This is a genomic window from Paenibacillus sp. FSL R7-269 (assembly GCF_000517865.1).
In the GTDB taxonomy this organism is placed as follows: domain Bacteria; phylum Bacillota; class Bacilli; order Paenibacillales; family Paenibacillaceae; genus Paenibacillus_AQ.
The window spans coordinates 13,927-31,925 of the sequence record NZ_ASPS01000075.1; the positions used below are offsets into that span (position 1 = coordinate 13,927).

16 protein-coding genes and 1 pseudogene are annotated in these 17,999 nt (G+C 44.1%); 3 read left to right on the top strand and 14 right to left on the bottom strand.

The genetic code is table 11. The features are described 5' to 3' along the window. Window positions 1-37: 37 nt before the first annotated feature. From C162_RS27705 to C162_RS27730, 6 genes are all read right to left on the bottom strand, one after another. Entirely contained in the window at window positions 38-2,629 is a 2,592-nt protein-coding gene (locus C162_RS27705; RefSeq protein ID WP_036699967.1) for an FtsX-like permease family protein, read from the bottom strand. After that, on the bottom strand, window positions 2,626-3,309 hold the full coding sequence (locus tag C162_RS27710) for an ABC transporter ATP-binding protein (protein ID WP_036699971.1): 684 nt from the start codon (window positions 3,307-3,309) through the stop codon (window positions 2,626-2,628). Before C162_RS27710 ends, C162_RS27705 begins: the two co-directional genes overlap by 4 nt. Before the next feature lie 24 nt (window positions 3,310-3,333). Continuing rightward, entirely contained in the window at window positions 3,334-4,272 is a 939-nt protein-coding gene (locus tag C162_RS27715; protein WP_036700010.1) for a VanZ family protein, read from the bottom strand. Between the two features lie 107 nt (window positions 4,273-4,379). Beyond that, window positions 4,380-5,381 (bottom strand): sensor histidine kinase, encoded by a 1,002-nt coding sequence (locus C162_RS27720; RefSeq protein WP_036699974.1) that lies wholly within the window; start codon window positions 5,379-5,381, stop codon window positions 4,380-4,382. Then, window positions 5,382-6,065, bottom strand: coding sequence for a response regulator transcription factor (locus C162_RS27725; protein WP_036699977.1), 684 nt, complete (start codon window positions 6,063-6,065; stop codon window positions 5,382-5,384). Between the two features lie 336 nt (window positions 6,066-6,401). Next, a complete protein-coding gene (locus tag C162_RS27730; protein WP_036699980.1) occupies window positions 6,402-7,346 on the bottom strand; it encodes an MBL fold metallo-hydrolase in 945 nt (314 codons plus the stop codon). A 188-nt stretch (window positions 7,347-7,534) separates the two neighbouring features. Between C162_RS27730 and C162_RS27735 the strand changes: the two genes are divergently transcribed. After that, window positions 7,535-7,948: a MerR family transcriptional regulator gene (locus tag C162_RS27735; protein WP_036699982.1), complete on the top strand. Its 414-nt coding sequence runs from the start codon at window positions 7,535-7,537 to the stop codon at window positions 7,946-7,948. A gap of 138 nt (window positions 7,949-8,086) precedes the next feature. Here C162_RS27735 and C162_RS27740 read toward each other — a convergent pair whose 3' ends face one another. The 4 genes from C162_RS27740 to C162_RS27755 form a co-directional block, all read right to left on the bottom strand. Further along, a complete protein-coding gene (locus tag C162_RS27740) occupies window positions 8,087-10,330 on the bottom strand; it encodes a U32 family peptidase (protein ID WP_036699984.1) in 2,244 nt (747 codons plus the stop codon). A gap of 130 nt (window positions 10,331-10,460) precedes the next feature. Next, complete coding sequence (locus C162_RS27745; RefSeq protein WP_063829069.1) at window positions 10,461-11,093, bottom strand: DsbA family oxidoreductase; 633 nt, start codon at window positions 11,091-11,093, stop codon at window positions 10,461-10,463. Between the two features lie 22 nt (window positions 11,094-11,115). Continuing rightward, window positions 11,116-11,760: an NAD(P)-dependent oxidoreductase gene (locus C162_RS27750; RefSeq protein ID WP_036699986.1), complete on the bottom strand. Its 645-nt coding sequence runs from the start codon at window positions 11,758-11,760 to the stop codon at window positions 11,116-11,118. 2 nt (window positions 11,761-11,762) lie between these two features. Further along, the gene (locus C162_RS27755) at window positions 11,763-12,422 is read right to left on the bottom strand and encodes an SDR family NAD(P)-dependent oxidoreductase (protein ID WP_036699988.1); all 660 of its coding nucleotides are present in this window, start codon (window positions 12,420-12,422) and stop codon (window positions 11,763-11,765) included. Window positions 12,423-12,618: 196 nt separating this feature from the next. On the opposite strand from C162_RS27755, the gene C162_RS27760 reads away from it, so the two are divergent. Continuing rightward, window positions 12,619-13,212 carry a TetR/AcrR family transcriptional regulator gene (locus C162_RS27760; RefSeq protein WP_036699990.1) on the top strand — a complete coding sequence of 198 codons (594 nt, stop codon included), beginning with the start codon at window positions 12,619-12,621 and terminating at the stop codon, window positions 13,210-13,212. A 230-nt stretch (window positions 13,213-13,442) separates the two neighbouring features. Further along, a pseudogene (locus tag C162_RS37715) lies at window positions 13,443-13,793 on the top strand (serine hydrolase); the annotation flags it as partial. Between the two features lie 570 nt (window positions 13,794-14,363). Here the strand turns inward: C162_RS37715 and C162_RS27770 are convergent. The 4 genes from C162_RS27770 to C162_RS27785 form a co-directional block, all read right to left on the bottom strand. Further along, window positions 14,364-15,230, bottom strand: a complete 867-nt coding sequence (locus C162_RS27770) for an SDR family oxidoreductase (protein WP_036699994.1) — start codon at window positions 15,228-15,230, stop codon at window positions 14,364-14,366. Beyond that, window positions 15,227-15,736: a hypothetical protein gene (locus C162_RS27775; protein ID WP_036699997.1), complete on the bottom strand. Its 510-nt coding sequence runs from the start codon at window positions 15,734-15,736 to the stop codon at window positions 15,227-15,229. Before C162_RS27775 ends, C162_RS27770 begins: the two co-directional genes overlap by 4 nt. Window positions 15,737-15,863: 127 nt before the next feature. Continuing rightward, window positions 15,864-16,412: a MarR family winged helix-turn-helix transcriptional regulator gene (locus C162_RS27780; protein ID WP_372238063.1), complete on the bottom strand. Its 549-nt coding sequence runs from the start codon at window positions 16,410-16,412 to the stop codon at window positions 15,864-15,866. A gap of 55 nt (window positions 16,413-16,467) precedes the next feature. After that, a complete protein-coding gene (locus C162_RS27785) occupies window positions 16,468-17,832 on the bottom strand; it encodes an MATE family efflux transporter (protein ID WP_036700001.1) in 1,365 nt (454 codons plus the stop codon). Window positions 17,833-17,999: the final 167 nt, after the last annotated feature.

The following is a 17,999-nucleotide window of genomic DNA, read 5'->3' on the forward strand; positions in this document are numbered from 1 at the left end:
CTGAATATGTTCGTCGTAGAAGGCAATACCAAGTAAATCATATATTCTCTTGCTTTAATGCATCAATAATATTCTCCTTTTTTATTTTAGCTCCGGAATAAACAACCGCAGAGCTGACAATGACAAATACACACACAATGACAGACAGAATGCTCATCCAGGGCAGGGTGAACCCATAGCTGAATTTGTTCGCAAATGCTTTATAGATCAGAACCATCACGGCGAAACTGACAGGAAGCCCATACAAGAGCGACTTGACCCCATAAAAAACACTCTCATAGTTCAGCATTTTTACAAACCCCTTTGGCGTCGCGCCTACGGATTTCAGCATCGCAAATTCCCGTTTGCGAAGAGCCAGCCCTGTTGAGATCGTATTAAAGATGTTCGCAACGGAAATCGCAGAGATTAATACGATAAAACCGTAAGAAAAGACGTTCATCAGCAGAATCTGTTGTTCTTCTCTTATTCTGGATTGATATACATTGTAGACATTCAGATGGGTCTCATTCATCGCTTCAATTTCCTGCTGCGTTTTCACCGGTTCCGTGCTTTTCAAATGGAGGTACATCGAAGCGTTAGCCAGCTCCTCGCCGTCTGCCAGCCGCTTCATGACGCGTTCCGACACGATCATATTTAACCCGCCTACGCCTACCGGGCTCATCCCCATCGGTGCCTTATCCGTCAATGCGGCAATTATCACTTGATTTGTCTTCGTTTCTTCCCCGCTCGCTTTAATAAAACTCGTTAGCTCGATAGGTTGTCCGATATTCGCATAGATGGACTTCGTCTGAATATATTTCCCCGTATCTATATCTTTGTAATGAATCGTATCCATCACGATTGCGGCGGGATGATCCAGATCCGTAAGCTGTTCGTAATCTGCGTGAGCCGCTCTGGCATAGGCTTGCAGGCTCGAATCATTCAGTGCATAGAGCTTAATTTCGTAAGGGTATTTCCCGTCTTGCAGCATACTCTTATCCTGCTTAACCTTCTCTTGCAACTCGTCGGCGATACTTGCTGCATCGACCCAAGCGTTCGCGACTAACTCATGACTGACGCTGTATTCCGTGACGCCATCCAGAGATACAAGCGATTGCATCAACCGGTCATCTAGTCTTTCGCCATTACTGGACGACACTTCAATATCGTAATTGATGCCTTCCAGCGACAATGCCAGAGATTGTGTCATGCCAGTCGTGAAAAACGATATCGTCAAAAACAAAACGATGCTGATGACAAGCGAAAAAAGAATAACATGATATCTTCGTTTGTTCCTTTTTAAGTTTTTCAGCCCGATTTCTGCTTCGATTCCGAAGAGCTTACGAATGATCTTCGACGTCTTCACTGCTTTGGCCGTAAGCTTTACGTCAGTGGTTTGGCGAATCGCATCCATGGGAGATACCCTGGATGCTTTAACCGCCGGGAGATACACCGAAACGAAAATCGTCAGCATCGAAACAAGACAAGTAATCAAGAGCAATAACGGCGTGACGATAAGCCTCAGCTTTTCACTAGTCCATAATGCCTCTTCAATCATTGTGTTCATGAACGAAAAGGTGATTCCGATTCCGGCAAGACCGCATAAGATGCCAATGGGAATGCTGATCAAACCAATGACGATACCTTCAAAAAATACGGAATTTCGCTTCTGCCTTTTCGTCGCCCCCACGCTCGCGAGCATCCCTAAATGGCGGGAACGTTCCGAGACGGATATCGCAAAAGCGTTATAGATGAGTCCAACCGAGCCAATGATAATGGTCCCTATAATGATTGCCGATAATGAGAACATCATGCTGGATGAGGCTCCGCTGCTGGACAAGCCATAATAACGAAGCAAATCGTTATTATATTGGACAGTGTCCATTTGGTTTTTCTCAGCCAGCTTCTCCGCATGTGCGAACAAGAACGGATTGACCTGCTGCAAGACCACCGACGCATCGACCCGATCGTCCCCCCCGATGATTTGATCATCGACATAGCTAATGATCGTATAAGCCGGGGCCCAAGCCGTTTCCGACACCGGACGTTTTATGAAGCCTACCACCGTATAATCCCTAATTATGCTATGCTGTAATGTCTCGGTCAATGTGCCGTCTTTCCTGCGCAGCGGTTCCGTCTGATCCAGGGGATGATCGCCCCCTTGTTCAAATCGGTCGCCGACGCGAAGCGTTAGACGGTCGCCGATTTCGTACTTCACTTTGCCATTTGTTGCAACAGACTCGGAGATCACAACCTCCTTGTCCGTGTGCGGAAGACGTCCCTTGCTTATTTCAATCTGAAATTGTGTGAACCCTTGCATATCATATTCCTTAATGAACAAGTACGGCTTATTGGAATTTTGTCCCCCTTCTAATGGGGCATACCCAAGGTCTCTTGTGATGGCAACCGTTTTGGTGGCATCATCGCCCTGTATCGCCGCAAGCTGTTTCTTGGTTATATCTTGATACTGAACATGCCACTCCCCTGTATCTGTGATGGTTTGTCTGATCATTAAATCCGCAAAGGAAAAAATAAGCGTAATGACAGCGGTCATCATGGATACCGATATAATTACGCCATAAATAGTCACAAGTGTCCGTCTCTTGTTCTGCTTCAGATGCCGGATGGTTAATGTATTGACAATATTCATCGCCTGATCACCTCGTTTTTGGCAATCCTCCCATCTTCAATCGAAATGATTCTATCGGCTTGCAGAGCAATCCGTTCGTCATGCGTGATTACGATCAGTGTCTGATGATAGGTCTTATTCAACATTTTCAATAAAACGACGATCTCGCTGCTATTCCTGCTGTCCAGATTCCCGGTGGGTTCGTCGGCCAGCATGATCGCAGGATTGCCGATGATCGCCCTGCCAATCGAGACACGCTGCTGCTGTCCACCGGATAGCTGATTCGGCAGATGGTTTAACCGATGCTGCAAATTCAACGTATTCACAAGATCAGCCAATTGCTTTTGATCTACCTTTTGTTGATCCAGCAAGAGCGGCAGCGTAATATTCTCTTCCACCGTCAGGACGGGAATCAGATTGAAAAACTGGTAGATCAGCCCGATTTGCCTGCGTCTGAAGATGGCCAGCTGCGTTTCGTCCAAGGTATATATATCTGTATCCTCAACATACACTTTCCCGCCAGTCGGTCGATCCACACCGCCCAGCATATGAAGGAGTGTCGATTTCCCCGATCCGGAAGGTCCGATAATGGCAACGAATTCACCTTTTTGGACCGAAAAGGAAACATCATCAAGCGCCTTCACCGCCGATTCGCCTGTGCCGTATATTTTGGACAATTTTTCAATGGTTAAAATCTCCATTGCCATCCCTCCTTCCTTAGATGCTCAATTCCAAGAATATACCATCTCTCTATATCCAACATCCCAAAGGGTTTCATTCCCCTCAATGGTTATCTTAAGCTCATTAGCCCGGGTGAGATGAAGGATCCTATTATCCGGCTCATGGAGCTGATCTTCTGCAGATACAGACAGGAGCTCATGCCCGTCAACAGTAACCTTAAGGCTGCCCTGATAATCCTTATGATCAGGAATTCCATAATTCAAGCTAAGATACAGTTCTCCCTTATTGTCTAGCGAATACGTATATGTTTCCTTCTTTTTACCTTCGATGCTATACACATTATATTGGGGTGTCACGTCTTGACCGCCAATCTTAAGACGGTCCTGTTTGATTCCAGTTAATCGATTTCCGGTACTATCTTTCCATTCGTTGATCGCTACAAAAGGGGCCAGCTCTTTGGTGAACACTTGATCAACTACTCCTAAGGTCCCCCACACGCCGAGCATTAAGACAGTACCGGCAATTCCCGTAACAGTGATATTTCTCCAGTAGTTTTTTGTGCGGAAGCCAATCTTGTACGCCCCGAATCCAATAGCAGCGCCCAATGAGTTCTTTATGACGTCGTTCGTGTCAAAGCTGCCGAGGAATGTTAGTGCCTGGATGGTCTCCAGCACAAGAATGGATAGGATAAACCCTGTCATGAAGCGAACAAAGCTGGTGCGGTATAACAACGGAAACAGTATGCCAAAAGGTATGAAGGCCGCAAAGTTTCCAATACCTACCAAGTCCATAACGGTCGGATGTAGAAGATCGGAAAGACCCGGCACCCTAAAAAAATCGTCCGGCAAAAAAATAAAGGTGTACTGACTGGTTAGATCTACAGTATCCCCTCTGCCGAAAGCAAAAAACATAAAATAAAGAATAACAAGGGTGTAGCTTATCGTGATAAAAAAAGTAATCTTGCGCTGCTGCTTCATTTGCATTTGCATGGTTGTACCTCCATCGTTCATCTGATGAATATCATTTTATCTGTCTAAAATGACTTTACAGTGACTTTGGAGGTGACAGTTCAGTCACTTACGGAGTGCTGTTAAATGACATGCTTATAAAATTTGATCCGAAACTCTGTACCGGTCCCGCTGTCGCTCGTTACATCAATCACGCCGTTCTGGCTTGCAATGATGCTGTGAGCCATCGCTAGCCCTATACCGATGCTTCCTTCATTAGCATTCTTTCCTTTATAAAAACGTTTGAATATATAAGGCAAATCCTCTTTCGGAATGCCCTCTCCGTTGTCAGTAATAACAATTTCCGTAAATAGCACGTTGTCGGAAAAAGTGATGGTAATCGCACCGCCCTCAGGTGTATGCTCCACTCCATTTTTCAAAATATTGATGACCGCTTCAGCAGTCCAATGGAAATCGCCGTCAAATGAGACGTTGTCATCCCCTGTGATGGAAACGGTCTGTCCCTTAATATCCATCGGAATCATAACCGGCTCCAGTGCCTTTTGGATTAGGGTTTTCATGTGTATTCGAACTTTTTTGAACGGGATCGTTCCCGCATCCATTTTCGCTAGCTTTAATAAGGATGAAACAAGCCAATCGATCCGTTCAAGCTGAATGCGGATATGATGGGTGAACTCCGTTCTCTTGAGTGGAGGCAGATCAGGGGCGCTTAACAGATCTGCCATGACTGTCATAGAGGTGATCGGTGTTTTGAGTTGATGTGAAATATCGGAGATGGCATCGGTCAGTTGAAGCTTATCCTGCTGCAATAGCGAACGATGCTCGGAGAGCATGCGTGTCACCTTGTAAATATCATTCTTTAAGATGCTAAGCTCACCTTCTTGATTATCGCGAGGGTCAAGGGAGGTCTGGCCGCTGCTAATTTCCCGCAAATAGACGGACAGCTTCTCTAGCTCGTAATATCTCCGTTTTGTGAATAATACAGCTGTGCCGGTAAGCAGCACGGATACAGTAATAACCAGGGCTGCGGCGATAGACGAAATGAAAGCAGCAATGACGATCGCCGATAAGCTGATCGAGCCCATGACGAGCAATAATAGTAGATTTTCCCGATTGCGCAGCATCTAATCACCAACCTTATAGCCTAAACCGCGTACCGTTTTGATCAGAGCCGGCTGCTCCGGATTATCCTCCAGCTTTTCCCTTAGCCTTTTGATATAGACCGTTAACGTGTTGTCATTCACGAAGTCGCCGGCCACGTCCCAGATTTGCTCCAAGAGCTGATTCCTGGTGAGGACCTGTCCAACGTGGTTGCCAAAGATCAGCAGTAAGCGGTATTCCAAGGCGGTTAGCGAAATTTCGTCACCGTTTTTATATACTTTGCCTTCCAGCGTATGGATGCGCACATTGTCAATGTCGATGACTGTTCCGGCGTGGGACAGCTTCTGGTATCTTCGCAAGACGGATTTGATCCTGGAGAGAAGCTCGCGAACCCGAAAAGGTTTGGTAATGTAATCATCGGCTCCCATATCGAGCCCCATAACGACATTGACCTCATCATCAATCACCGTTAAGAAAATGACCGGAATATCCCGCCGTTCCTTCACCATCTTGCATAATTCATAGCCAGTTCCGTCTGGAAGCTGTAAATCGAACAGGCACAAAGTGAACTGATCGATGTCTTTGGCGAGCACCTTTCGGGCTGAAGCGGCATTATGGCAGAGAACAGTCCAATAACCCTCTTGCTGCAGCGAATATTCCAGTCCCGACGCGATCGTCTTATCATCTTCAACTAATAATATTTTCATCTGAAGGTCATCCTTATGATTGATTTTAGAACATTTAATGAATTCCACGACTACTTGGAGGATATTAAGACATTTGGAGACAAAGTCTTATCGTGTACTTTGGACTAATGATTAAAATGTTTTCTCCATACAATGACGCTGTACGCAAAAGTAAATTGCTCAAGCTGTTGCCCCTCTCCTTCGAATAGCAATGTCAGTTCGCTGTCGCTTGGCATTCTCATCCCGGTATCCTCCCTGTGTTCACTCAATTAATATACTATATAAATAGAGAATAACCTTGTTGGTCAGGACCAAACCATATACTCTAAACTTGGTATTGTAAGGTTGCCGGTTGTCTCATCTATTGTTTTGAACAAGCATACTGTTAAAGAGCCAGCGAAAGTTCCATCTGAAATACTGGGGCAGATGCCAATCCTCATACCCTTTTAATATACCTTGCTCCAGCCAGTAAGACTCTGATTGTCCGCTTTTTACAGCTCCAGCAACATAAGCGATCATTTTCTCCAAAAAGCGTATGACATCTGCGATTCGATCTGAATTAGAGATATCTCCGTGACCCGGAACGACAGTATCGGTCTTGAGATCTTGTTGCATGCGTTTAAGGATGCGTATCCAGGCGTACGGATTACCGTAGGGGATGACCGGAATGGTCTTAGTCAATACCAAATCACCTGCAATCAAAGTTCGCTCCTCTGGAACGTACACCACGGCATCACTTAAAGAATGACCGCCTCCGTAAGACAACACTTCGATGGTTCGCTTTGTTCCCCGAATCACGAGTTTATCGTCAAAGGTTATCGTGGGGACCACCCTGCGAAGGGAAGGGATCGTATCATACAGCGCATGCTGAACAGAAAGATCATAATCGATTTCAATGAGCATATGAGGATCTCTGTGCTGTGAACGTTCATGCTGTAGGCTAGTTATTAACTTGCGAATGTTTTGTTGCATGACATCTATATTCACTTCACCCATATCAGCAAGCAAATCTCTTGTCCACACAGTAGATATCAATTCGCTGCTCATAAATTCCTGATTGCCGTTGACATGATCTCCATGGAAATGTGTATTCACTACGTATTTGACCGGTTTGTTCGTTAATTGTTCAGCAGTATGACGTAACAAAGCAGCAGAATGCGGCAGATTGGTGGTATCCACTACCACGGTTAAATCCCCAAGATCAATAATTGCTGCATTCCCCAGAGAACCGCTGCCGGGAACCGAAATAGCCCCCCAGACCCCCTCCGATGCTTGTTGAATCGTGAAATATTCGTTGTTCATTATGACACCCCTTTAGTGTTTGTTCCTGTATTCGAATGAGTAACGTTAACTTACAAGTTAGAGTCAACTGGAAGTCAAGAGTTTATTCAGTACAAGGCTGGGGCGAATGTACACATTGGCTTTGAGCTAACTAAAGGCTGTATAATATCTTTCAATATCAGCTTTCATAAAGGAGGAACAGAAATCCGATGCTCACCATCAGTCAAGTGTCAGAACAAACAGGACTAACTCCTTATACAATCCGTTATTATGAAAAAATCGGGGTACTACATGAACCCATGCGCAGTAATGGAGGGGCACGTGTCTACCAAGAAAGCGAGGTTTCCTATATTCAATGTCTAAATAAACTTAAAAAATTGGGTTTATCGCTTGAGGAGATTACAGAATTTACTCGTGAGGGCTGTGTCATGGATAAAATTCAACAAGGGGAGAAGCCTTCTACCTATAGTCCTACTTTAAAAAAGCGGATTGAAATCCTTGAGCAGCATCTGATGGAACTGGAATCCAAGCGACAAGAAATTGATTATATGATTTCTCTCGCCGCAGAGAAACTTACCCTATACCAAGGACTTACGAAGGAAGACATAGTATATACTAAATAATCGCCAGAACAAATAAACCCGCAGAAGCCCGTTCACGCATCGTTCCGACCGGAGCGTCACTACCCTGCTCCTCTCGTCGATATGCTGTAAATATAGGCTCCTGCGAGCTTTTCTTCGAATGACTGTCTTTCAACCTACCTACACAATCTCTTTTTTAAAATGTCCTCTTGTGTCTGTTTCCTGATTGAAGACAGCATTATTCATTGAGCCATTTAATTTGCCTGAGGCCATATGAATGACGTTCACAACCTGCTCTTTAGATTCAACTGTGAAGTTTAACCGGAGCGCCTCGATTCCTTTGAGGTCTGGCAGCTCATCTAGCAGATTAAGCGTCTTCCCGTTAAGAATAGTCGCTGTACAATCCTCATGGGAAAGGATAGGGAACGTTGCTTGTTCATCTTTTAACTCATAGCTTTTCGTTCTGCAAACTCTGCATTGATTCATTTTTCTCATCGGACAATATTTGGTGAACATCAATGGAGCCTTGCCATACACAATCATTTCCAGCGCAGGATAGCCGTCATTGTCTTCAACATAGGCATTTATTACATCTTCAATTTGGCCCTTATTCATTTCATAAGATAAAGTGACTCGCTTGGCCCCTAATTTATATAGTTCATAGCAGCTAGTTGCATTAATAACGTTTAGAGAATAGTCCGTAACGAACGGATTGGTGTCTCTGTAGTGATGAATTCCGCCATATCCTCCGATCAGCAGCTGCCCTTCTTTTTCCTGATAATCGTTCTGATTTCTTCTAACCACATTGTCAAAATAGATTTCCGTAATTCCACAGCTCACGCAAGCATCATACTGTTCCTTAGTCGTTACAGAAGCCGTGAGGTATGGTTGTACAGGGGCAAAGCTTATTTTTTCTTTGGCTTTCGCAGCCTTGGTTCTTTTCTGCTGGCTGTTAAGCTTTAGGTCATATAAGCCCATTACAATTTCTCTTCTTGCTGCATTTAACAGCTTGGCTGGAATAAACGCATTGCCTTCCTCATAATCGACCCGATGAAGCTCGAATATCGTATCGTTTAATCTGGAGAATTGCTTGATGACCTGGTCCTTGGTGGTTGGATTATTAATGGCTTCGCCTAGTATCTCCTCGCTTTCATAGGAATATTTAAAGCCTAAGCCCTCCGCCTCTATGAACAGCTTTGAATCTGGATAAGCATATACGCTGAGATCCAGGTCAAACCGCTTAAATTCTTTTTCCAGTGAGGCTTCTAATTCTTTATTGTAGAAATAGTCCTTCGTTTTATAGACTACATCTCCCACAGACATCTTTTCTTTGATTTGGATATAGCAGACATCATCTGCTTTGTTGATTAAGTCGCCATTTTTATCATACAGTTTGGCAACCGTTAAATTAACATCTTCATTATTATGGCTTATCCGAATGGTATCATTTTGATTTAAGGTACGTGTAAGTGTGAGTTCATACCTGTCCTTCTCAATCCTGCTAATGGTTCCAATCTCATAACCAAAGTGATTAGGTCTTGCGATGTTTGTAATATTCCTCCGGTCCTCGTGGAACAAATATCCTTTGGTAAAGGTCCGATTGAATGTTTTTTTCAGATTTTCTTTGTCTGCTTCGGTGATTTTATGATCTAAGGCCATACGATATTTGGATACCACATTAGCCACATATGTAGGTACTTTCATCCGGCCTTCTATTTTTAAAGAATCGATTTCTTTTAAATCCTCGATATAATCGATTGTGTTCAAGTCCTTAGTGGATAAAATATAGCTTTTGCCTAAAGATGTACTTGTTGTCTGATCAATCAGATCGTATTCCTTACGGCAGGAACCCACACATCTTCCGCGATTTGCGCACCGAAATCCGCTTAATCCTGACATTAGACAGTTTCCCGAATAAGATACACATAACGCACCGTGAACGAAAATCTCTAAAGGAATGTCAGCTACTCTTTTGATCTCTTTGACTGTTTCAATCTTAACCTCACGGGACAGAACCACTCTTTTCGCACCAAGTTCTTTGAATAATAAGGTTCCGTCTACATCGTCAATTCCCATCTGAGTGGAACAATGTGCTTCCAGATCAGTAAAGTTTTTAACAATATAATCGAAAGCCGTCAGGTCCTGGACGATAATACCATCCACACCGATTTCATTTAATTCGCGGATCTGCTCTTTCATCTCTTCCACTTCGTTCTCGAACACGATGGTATTCATGGCAATATAGATTTTAACGTCCCTCAGGTGCGCATACGTAACAGCCTCATTTAACGTTTCCAAGTCAAAATTAGAGGAGTATGCGCGTGCACCAAATTTTTGCATGCCTAAGTATACTGCATCACAACCATTGGATATTGCAGCTTTCAAAGCTTCCATACTGCCTGCTGGCGCTAATAATTCAGTCATAGATTATCTTTACCTCCTGCTTCAATAACCGCTCAAATTCAGCACCATTAATCATAAAATAAGAGCTGCAACTTAAGCTACGGCAAAAAGCACAAGCGAGTGGCTTGTGCATGATTCTTGCGGGGCTTATTTATTGAGCTGCCTGGTTAAGGGCGCTTAAGAATATCTCAACGGGCTGTGCGCCGGAAACTGCATATTTTCTGTCAATGACAAAGAAAGGGGCTCCTGTTATTCCTAACTGTTTGGCTGTGGCTTCATCTGAACGCACTTCGTTAGCATATTTGGATGGGTCCTGAAGAACTGCCTTTGTCTCGTCCCTGTTCATTCCAACGGATTCTGCAATATCTGCTAATGTATCATGATCGCTAATCAGCTTGGCTTCCGTGTAATACGAATAGAACAGCTTCTCGGATAATTCCTTATCTTTACCAACCGATTTGGCATATTGGGTTAGACGATGAGCATCAAACGTATTGGTAGGCTTCATTCCGTCGAAATTATACACCAGACCCATCATCGCCGCTTGTTGCCCAAGCTTAGCATTTGCCTCTTTCGCTTGCTCGATACTCACACCATGTTTCTCAGAGGCCATTTGATGCATATTTTTGCCAGAGTACAATGATGCTTGCGGATTAAGTTCAAAGCTTCTAAATTCAATCACCACTTCATTCTGATGAGCGAATTGCTCCAGTGCAGATTCTAACCGCCGTTTACCAATATAACAGAATGGACAAACATAATCCGACCATATCTCGATTTTCATTTCCAAGCCTCCTTTTTGGAGCTTATTTGTTGTAGACGATAGGCATTTTTCTAATCATATGGTTGTCACGGGTGGCAGCGTACATGATATTAGCAACATTTTCCCTGGAAACCGATAATTTAGCCGATTGATCTCCGAATGAATAGTCATAGGATTGCCCTTTGTGTTTAACATTGGGGTTAATAATTCGGACAACTGTCCAATCAAGGTTCGATTGTTTAATAATTCCTTCCATTTTCTTCATCTCTGCATAACCGTTTGGAAGGAAAACTTTGGCCATCACACCTGGAAGTATCGTCGACATGTTTTTCTTATCGTCATCTGATTGCAAAGCCGGCGTCGCAAGTGTAATTAACCTTGTTTTGTTATGCTTCTTCATAGCCCTAATCATCAGCTCATGTCCGTCTGCAATCGGCGTCCCTTTAAGCTTTCGTGACATATCGGATGCTGGTCCTAGTGTGCTGATTACGACATCTGATTTAGCAACAGCCTGCTCAATGGTTGTAGCATTCGATAGTTCCCCTTGTACAAAGCTCAAATTGGGATGTTTGAGGCTAATTTTGTGGGAGTTTCTAACATATGCCTTAACAAAATCTCCGTGATCTAGAGCTAATCGTGTTACCAGCTGTCCGATTGCACCACTTGCACCAAAAATGGTGATATTCATATTCACACCCGGTCTTCAGTTATAAATTCTTCTACTCTGTCTCTTTTGGTGTACATGTCGTACCAAATATCAGCGATTTTGTCTTGAACTCCTGAGTTCGGCTGCATCCAGATTCCGATCGAAAGGTGACCCGCATACACACCTTTGTCCGCTAATTCGCTGTTCAAATTAAAGATATAATTACGAAGCCCCGAAACTGCAATTCCGACATTACCCATCGTCGGTACCGGGTGGATTGCAGCGCCTCCAGTAGTAAATAATAAGGCACCGCTTTGCTTAGCCAGCATTTCCGGCAGCACTTGCCGAACACTCGATAACGCACCTAAAACATTAAATTGAAATTGGTATAACGCATTTTCTTCGGTTACATCTAATGTTGGCGCTACGGTGTTGAAGCCCGGCGTTGGACTGTATTCAAGAACATCAATAAATCCGTATTTCTCTTTAACAGCGGCAAAGGCTCTCTCAATTTCTTCTTTATTTAATATGTCCGCTTGAAATGGAGCCGCTTCAATTCCCAATTGTTCTAATTCAATAACCAGCTGTTTCAGCTTATCTTCATTTCGGGCAATAAGAGCTACGCGAAAGCAGTTTTGTCCGAATTTCTTCGCAATGGACATTCCTAAACCTGCTCCTGCTCCAACAATAGCTATAGTTTTCATTTGATATCTCCCTTTCAATTAGAATTAATGGTCAATAAGATAAATAATGGTCAATGTGTTGTATATTTGTCTTGTGTTTATTATGATTAATAAAAGGTCAGCATTCAATATTTAATATTTCTGATTTTGAGAGATAACATGCAATTTCAGCTCAAATGTCGTATATCTCACAAAAAAATTAAGGGAATGAGTTCTAATGAACAAAAAAACCGATTTGCGTATCATTCGCTCCAAACATTCAATCAAAAAAGCGTTTATAGAGCTTCTTATGGAAAAGGGATACGAAGGAATTACGATTCAAGACATTGCCGATAAAGCGATGATTAACCGGAATACCTTTTACCTTCATTATCAGAACAAACCCGATTTGTTAAATGCATCTATGGACGAGTTAATCGAAGAACTAAAGAGTACACTCAAGCAATGCTCAAGCAGCAAAACTCCGTTAAGCGGTTCTATGCTTGAACAACTAATGCAAACCATCCTGGAGAAAATCCAGGACAATATCCCCTTTTACAAAGCATTGTTAGTGGATGAGAATAGAATTTATGGTTTTCAGTCAAAAATGGAGGAAATTATAAAAAACACAGTGGAGGACGGCTTGAATGATGCCCCATTGAAGATTTCAAAGGAATTATTACTCCAATATATCGCATCTACTTTTATGGGTATTGTGGTGTGGTGGGTTAAAAATGATTTTTCCTATACCCCAAAGGAACTCGCTTCTCAATTTGGTAAAATTCTAACTCAAGGACATTTTAAAGCCGCAGGTATTTCAATCAATGATTAAGTGAAAAAATTTGATCAGCTAATTTACCTTTGAAAAAAGTCCAATGGGATTAACCTCTCTACGTATATTGAGGTTCTATATTCAAATCATACAGAGAGAGTAAGGTTTACGAGCTTTTTTTAACCATTAGGTCCAACTTATTAACATAAAGAGTGATCGCCTCCAGTAACTCCTGTTGATCTTGTATCTCTTCTGTCGACAGCCGATCCATATGAACACTTCTTTTCCCGCCAGGAACGGGTTGGAATTATAACAATATAGGGATCAATATGCTGATTAGAATAATACGGAAGTTATTTGAGGCACCCCTGTCAGAGGTTATGCAACAATATGTTTTCAAACCCTGCAATTTCATTGAGACAGGTTGGTGTAAGAATAGCGATGACAATTTAGTATGGTTAAATGAAGAATATGCTGATGACCAAGGGGGGGAAGCCAATCTTGCCTGTTTGGTTATTCCTGAACATCGGCTAGTCGCGGTTAGAATGTACAATCAAGCAGGTCCAAATCCACCAGGGTACGACTACTTGGAGGATATTAAAGCATTTGGAGACAAAGTCTTAACGTGTACTCTGAACTAATGTTAGCCAAAGCTGGATCATCAGGGTTTGCGGGAGCGAATTTGTCTGGTCTTCTGCAGGATGGCTTATTGCGGGAGGAGGCCTGGCAGTTCTTGCAGGTGTAACTATTAATGAATTTAATACTGCAAAGATGGATATGCAAAAGTCGTACATTTACATCACCCAACTTTAAAATTCACTAGTAAGGTTTGATCCCCTATGTATTTAAAGATATTTATAGTGATTGGTATTGCCTGGCTTATGTTTTTTAGCATATACTCAGCCTACAAAAAAGACCGTAACCCTCAAAACACATCTTTGAGTTTTATAATTACTTTTACATTGTTTGGTGTGTCTCTTTTACTGGCAGATAAAACAGATTATTCTTATATATTGGTGCTAATCAGCATAGCTATCCTTATTCATAATATCAGTATTTTTTTCGGCAGACGGAGAAAGAAGTAAGCGAATAGCAGGGTTGCAAAAGGGAGATTAACAGTTGTTCGTAGCTGCTAATCTCCCTTTTTGTAACCATCGTTGATACGTTAGCCAAAACGGTGTGATTTCACAACCCCGTGTTATTGACATTCTCTACCGGTAATTCTCCACACTCTCATGCAGAAAGGCTTCCAGCTTACGCGGCTCTCTGCCGAGCAGGCGCCTCACCGTGTCATTTGGACTTTCTGGAACCACCCTGGACATGGTTTGAATCTCCACAACGTGGTTCGCAAGCCAAGGAGGCATATGCCCGTGCTCGATAAGATTACGGAGTAGTTCTTGGGGTTCCATATTGATGTAACTTATTGGCCGATTAAGCAGGGCGGATAGCCGAGCCGCGATCTGAGGATAGCTGAAAATCTCTGAACCTGTAAGCGTATATATTTGGCCTGATACCTCAGGGTTAGTTAAAGCTTCTGCGGCAACATCTGCGATATCGCGGCAGTCAATGAAGTTACACGGTGAATGGCCCATGGAGCCGAAGAAAACATTTTGGGTTGTAATCGTTGGTGCAAAGCGCATTAGGTTTTGCATGAATGCATAAGGGCGCAACACGGTGTGGGTGAGACCTGATCCCCTCAGCACTTGCTCGATTTCTTGATGCCAGCCCGCCACTGCTACTGGAGAGCTCTGCTCAAAGGCAGGGCTGGATATTTTCACGATGTGCTCGATTCCAGATTCGCCTGCAATCTGAATGATTGAAGTTTCCAATTCAATTTGTCTTGGACTGTTGGACATGGCGAGGAAGAGCTGGCTGGCACCTGTACATGCGCGGCGCAGCGATTCGGGGTCAGCAGCATCTGCCCATATGACCTCGATAGCTGATCGGCCCTTTTCTCCGATCTGCTTACGCAACTTCTCCGGCTCTCTACTCAGAGCCCTGACGGGCACGCCAAGATCAGCCAACCGTTCCACCAGCGCACTGCCTATCGTACCTGTTGCTCCCACAATAACTATCATTTTTTTCTTCTCCTTTTGGATGTCAAATGGGTGGTAACGGCAAGACGCCACCGCCATGTCACTATCGTGCTTGCTATGAATCCAGACAACGGGAAATCGATCCAGACGCGATCGACCCAGGCCAAGTGATGGCCCGGCATCATAAGTTCCAGTACACCAGATGTCACCCATGCCGCGCATAGGCCATACAAGGACCCGGCTATTGCGAACCCTCCTACCACAACCAAGTGAGGTGCACCTGTGACCCATCGCATATGACCCACCCGGCTGCGCAATATAAGGCCAATCATCAAAGCCATCAAGGCTGATGCACCGCCAATTGTGGTCAATGCTCCGATTTGAAGCCCCCTATCAGCAGTAACCAATCCCCCAATACCTGCCATGATGGCAGGAGCAGCATAGGCCATTACAACTTCACGCCATAGTGCAAAGGGCTTTTTTCTGGAACCCACCGTCTTGATACCGTAAGCATCATCTGGCGGATACGGGTATTTCATCTGGTTCATTTCGTTACCCCTTCCTTCTCTGAGATCATTCCGTCGAGTGCTTTCAGCGAGATATAATTAGGAACCTAACTATATAGGAGTAAAAAGAGGCTAGCATTACTAGCCCATTCTACTCATTACTGATGTTTCATTTTGGTTTCGAGCCTGGTTCGTCCATAAGGGCAGAGATGCCTAGTGTAACCCGGCCCAGCAAGTCGAGGAATACGCTGCGCTCGTCTATACTGAGTAAGCCCACCATGGCCTCCAGCCAAGCGAAATGCTCAGGAGCCATTTCACGTAGCTTCTGCGCTCCTTCTTCCGTCAAAATAACCGATTTCTGACGGCCATCCTCTGAGCTTAACCGCCTGGATACTAGGCCATCCCGTTCAAGAATGTCGATCAGACCAGTCACTGTAGCACGTGTAACGCCTAGATGCTCTGCTAATTGCGAAGGCAACTCTTCTCCTTCGTGATCTTCGAGATCTGCCAATACACGATATCGGCCTGTTGATAAGCCGAATCTGGAGAAATGAATCTCCGAGGCCTGACCAAGCTGGGCTCCCGCTGCCATTAGCCTAGATGCGACGAGTATAGCCTGTGCGTCTATGTCCAGGTTATAGCGATCAATCTGACGCTGGGATTGTACAAGGGAGGGAATAGCCTCCATGTCATTTATTTTTCTATTGTTGTTGTTCATACACATAGTATGGCGCCTAATTACTTTTGTGTCAACCGCATTGCAGTGTCGTCTGTTACATGGCCTTTTCAGCCACATCATGAACTAGATTTCTTATCCACTTGCGGGAGTAAATCCGGGTGTATCCGAAGCCAAAGCGGACAACCTCCTCCAGGGAGATGACGAGATACACAAGGTAGACAGGCTGGTTCCAGATATAGGACAGCAGCAGCCCGGATGGGACACCTATCAGCCACGTTGTGGTCGATTCCAAGGTGAACACGAACTTACTATCTCCCCCGCTATTTAGAATTCCGCCAGCTATAATCATATTTGACACCTTGACCCAAAGAAATCCAGCAAACACGATAACGATATACATGCTCATTTGTTTAGCATCCTCGGAGATATTGAATGCAGAGACATACAGCTTCGAACCTGCCGCAATAATAACCCCGACAATCAGAGAGATAATGATGCCAAGGCGAATGAACCTTTTCGCGTGATCGAGTGCAAGTTCAGTTTCGTCCGCACCCAAACGGTTACCAACCATTACTCCTGCTGCACTGGCCAGTCCCGATAATAAGCCGATGCAAAGACCCTGCAGCGGGAAGGTAATAGTCATCGCAGTCATTTCCGTTGACCCCATACGGCTATATATGATCGCATATACCGTTTCACCCAATACCCAGATCAATTCAGTCAGTAGCAGCGGATAGGTCGTTCCAAAAAACTTGCGAATGAGCGGTTTAGGAATGATGAATAAGTTCTTTAACCCGACAGCTCCCGGTAAACGATATCGGTACACGGCACCAATGATCAACAAGCATTCTAAGACCCTGGAAATAAGGGTAGCAATGGCCGCGCCCTTCAGACCAAGCGCAGGAGCGCCGAAATGGCCGTATATAAGCACGTAATTCAGTATAATATTCAAACCCACTGAGATTAAACTTACATACATCGGCCATTTGGCATGGCCCGTACTGCGCAAAATCGCGGAATACATCATCGTGAGCATAACAGGCACAAAGCCGATCGACATGACCTGAAGGAAAATGTACCCCTTATCTATTACATTCACGTCTGTAGTGAACAGGCTCAAAAAGAGCGGCGAATCCATGAAGACAGCCGCAGAGAACAGGAAAGAAAACGTGAAACCGGCGATCAGCCCGAGACCCAGCACTTGGGAGACACTTTTGGAATCCTTGTTCCCCCAAAACTGGGCAGCATAAATGGATACACCCGTCGATAAACCGGCTAAGACAACCGCGATGATCCCATATATTTTGGTGGATATCCCCACCGAGGCAATGGCCACATCTCCAAGCTGCCCGATCATCAATTGATCCGTCAAATTGAGCAGCGCCATCAGCAAGCTTTGAAGCGTAACGGGCACAGCGATTTTATACACACTTTTATAGAACTCTTTGTTCTCTGACATGATTCGTACACAACCCCCATATTCTATATTTTTCCATTAACCCATAGCCATTGCAGTCTATGACTTAGTGTGAGGTCATATCACCTTTTTGTAGCGCATGAGTGTGTAATTATCGTTTGGCTGAATTTCTACAACCTTGAACTTCTTAGCAAAGCTCAATTGCTGAT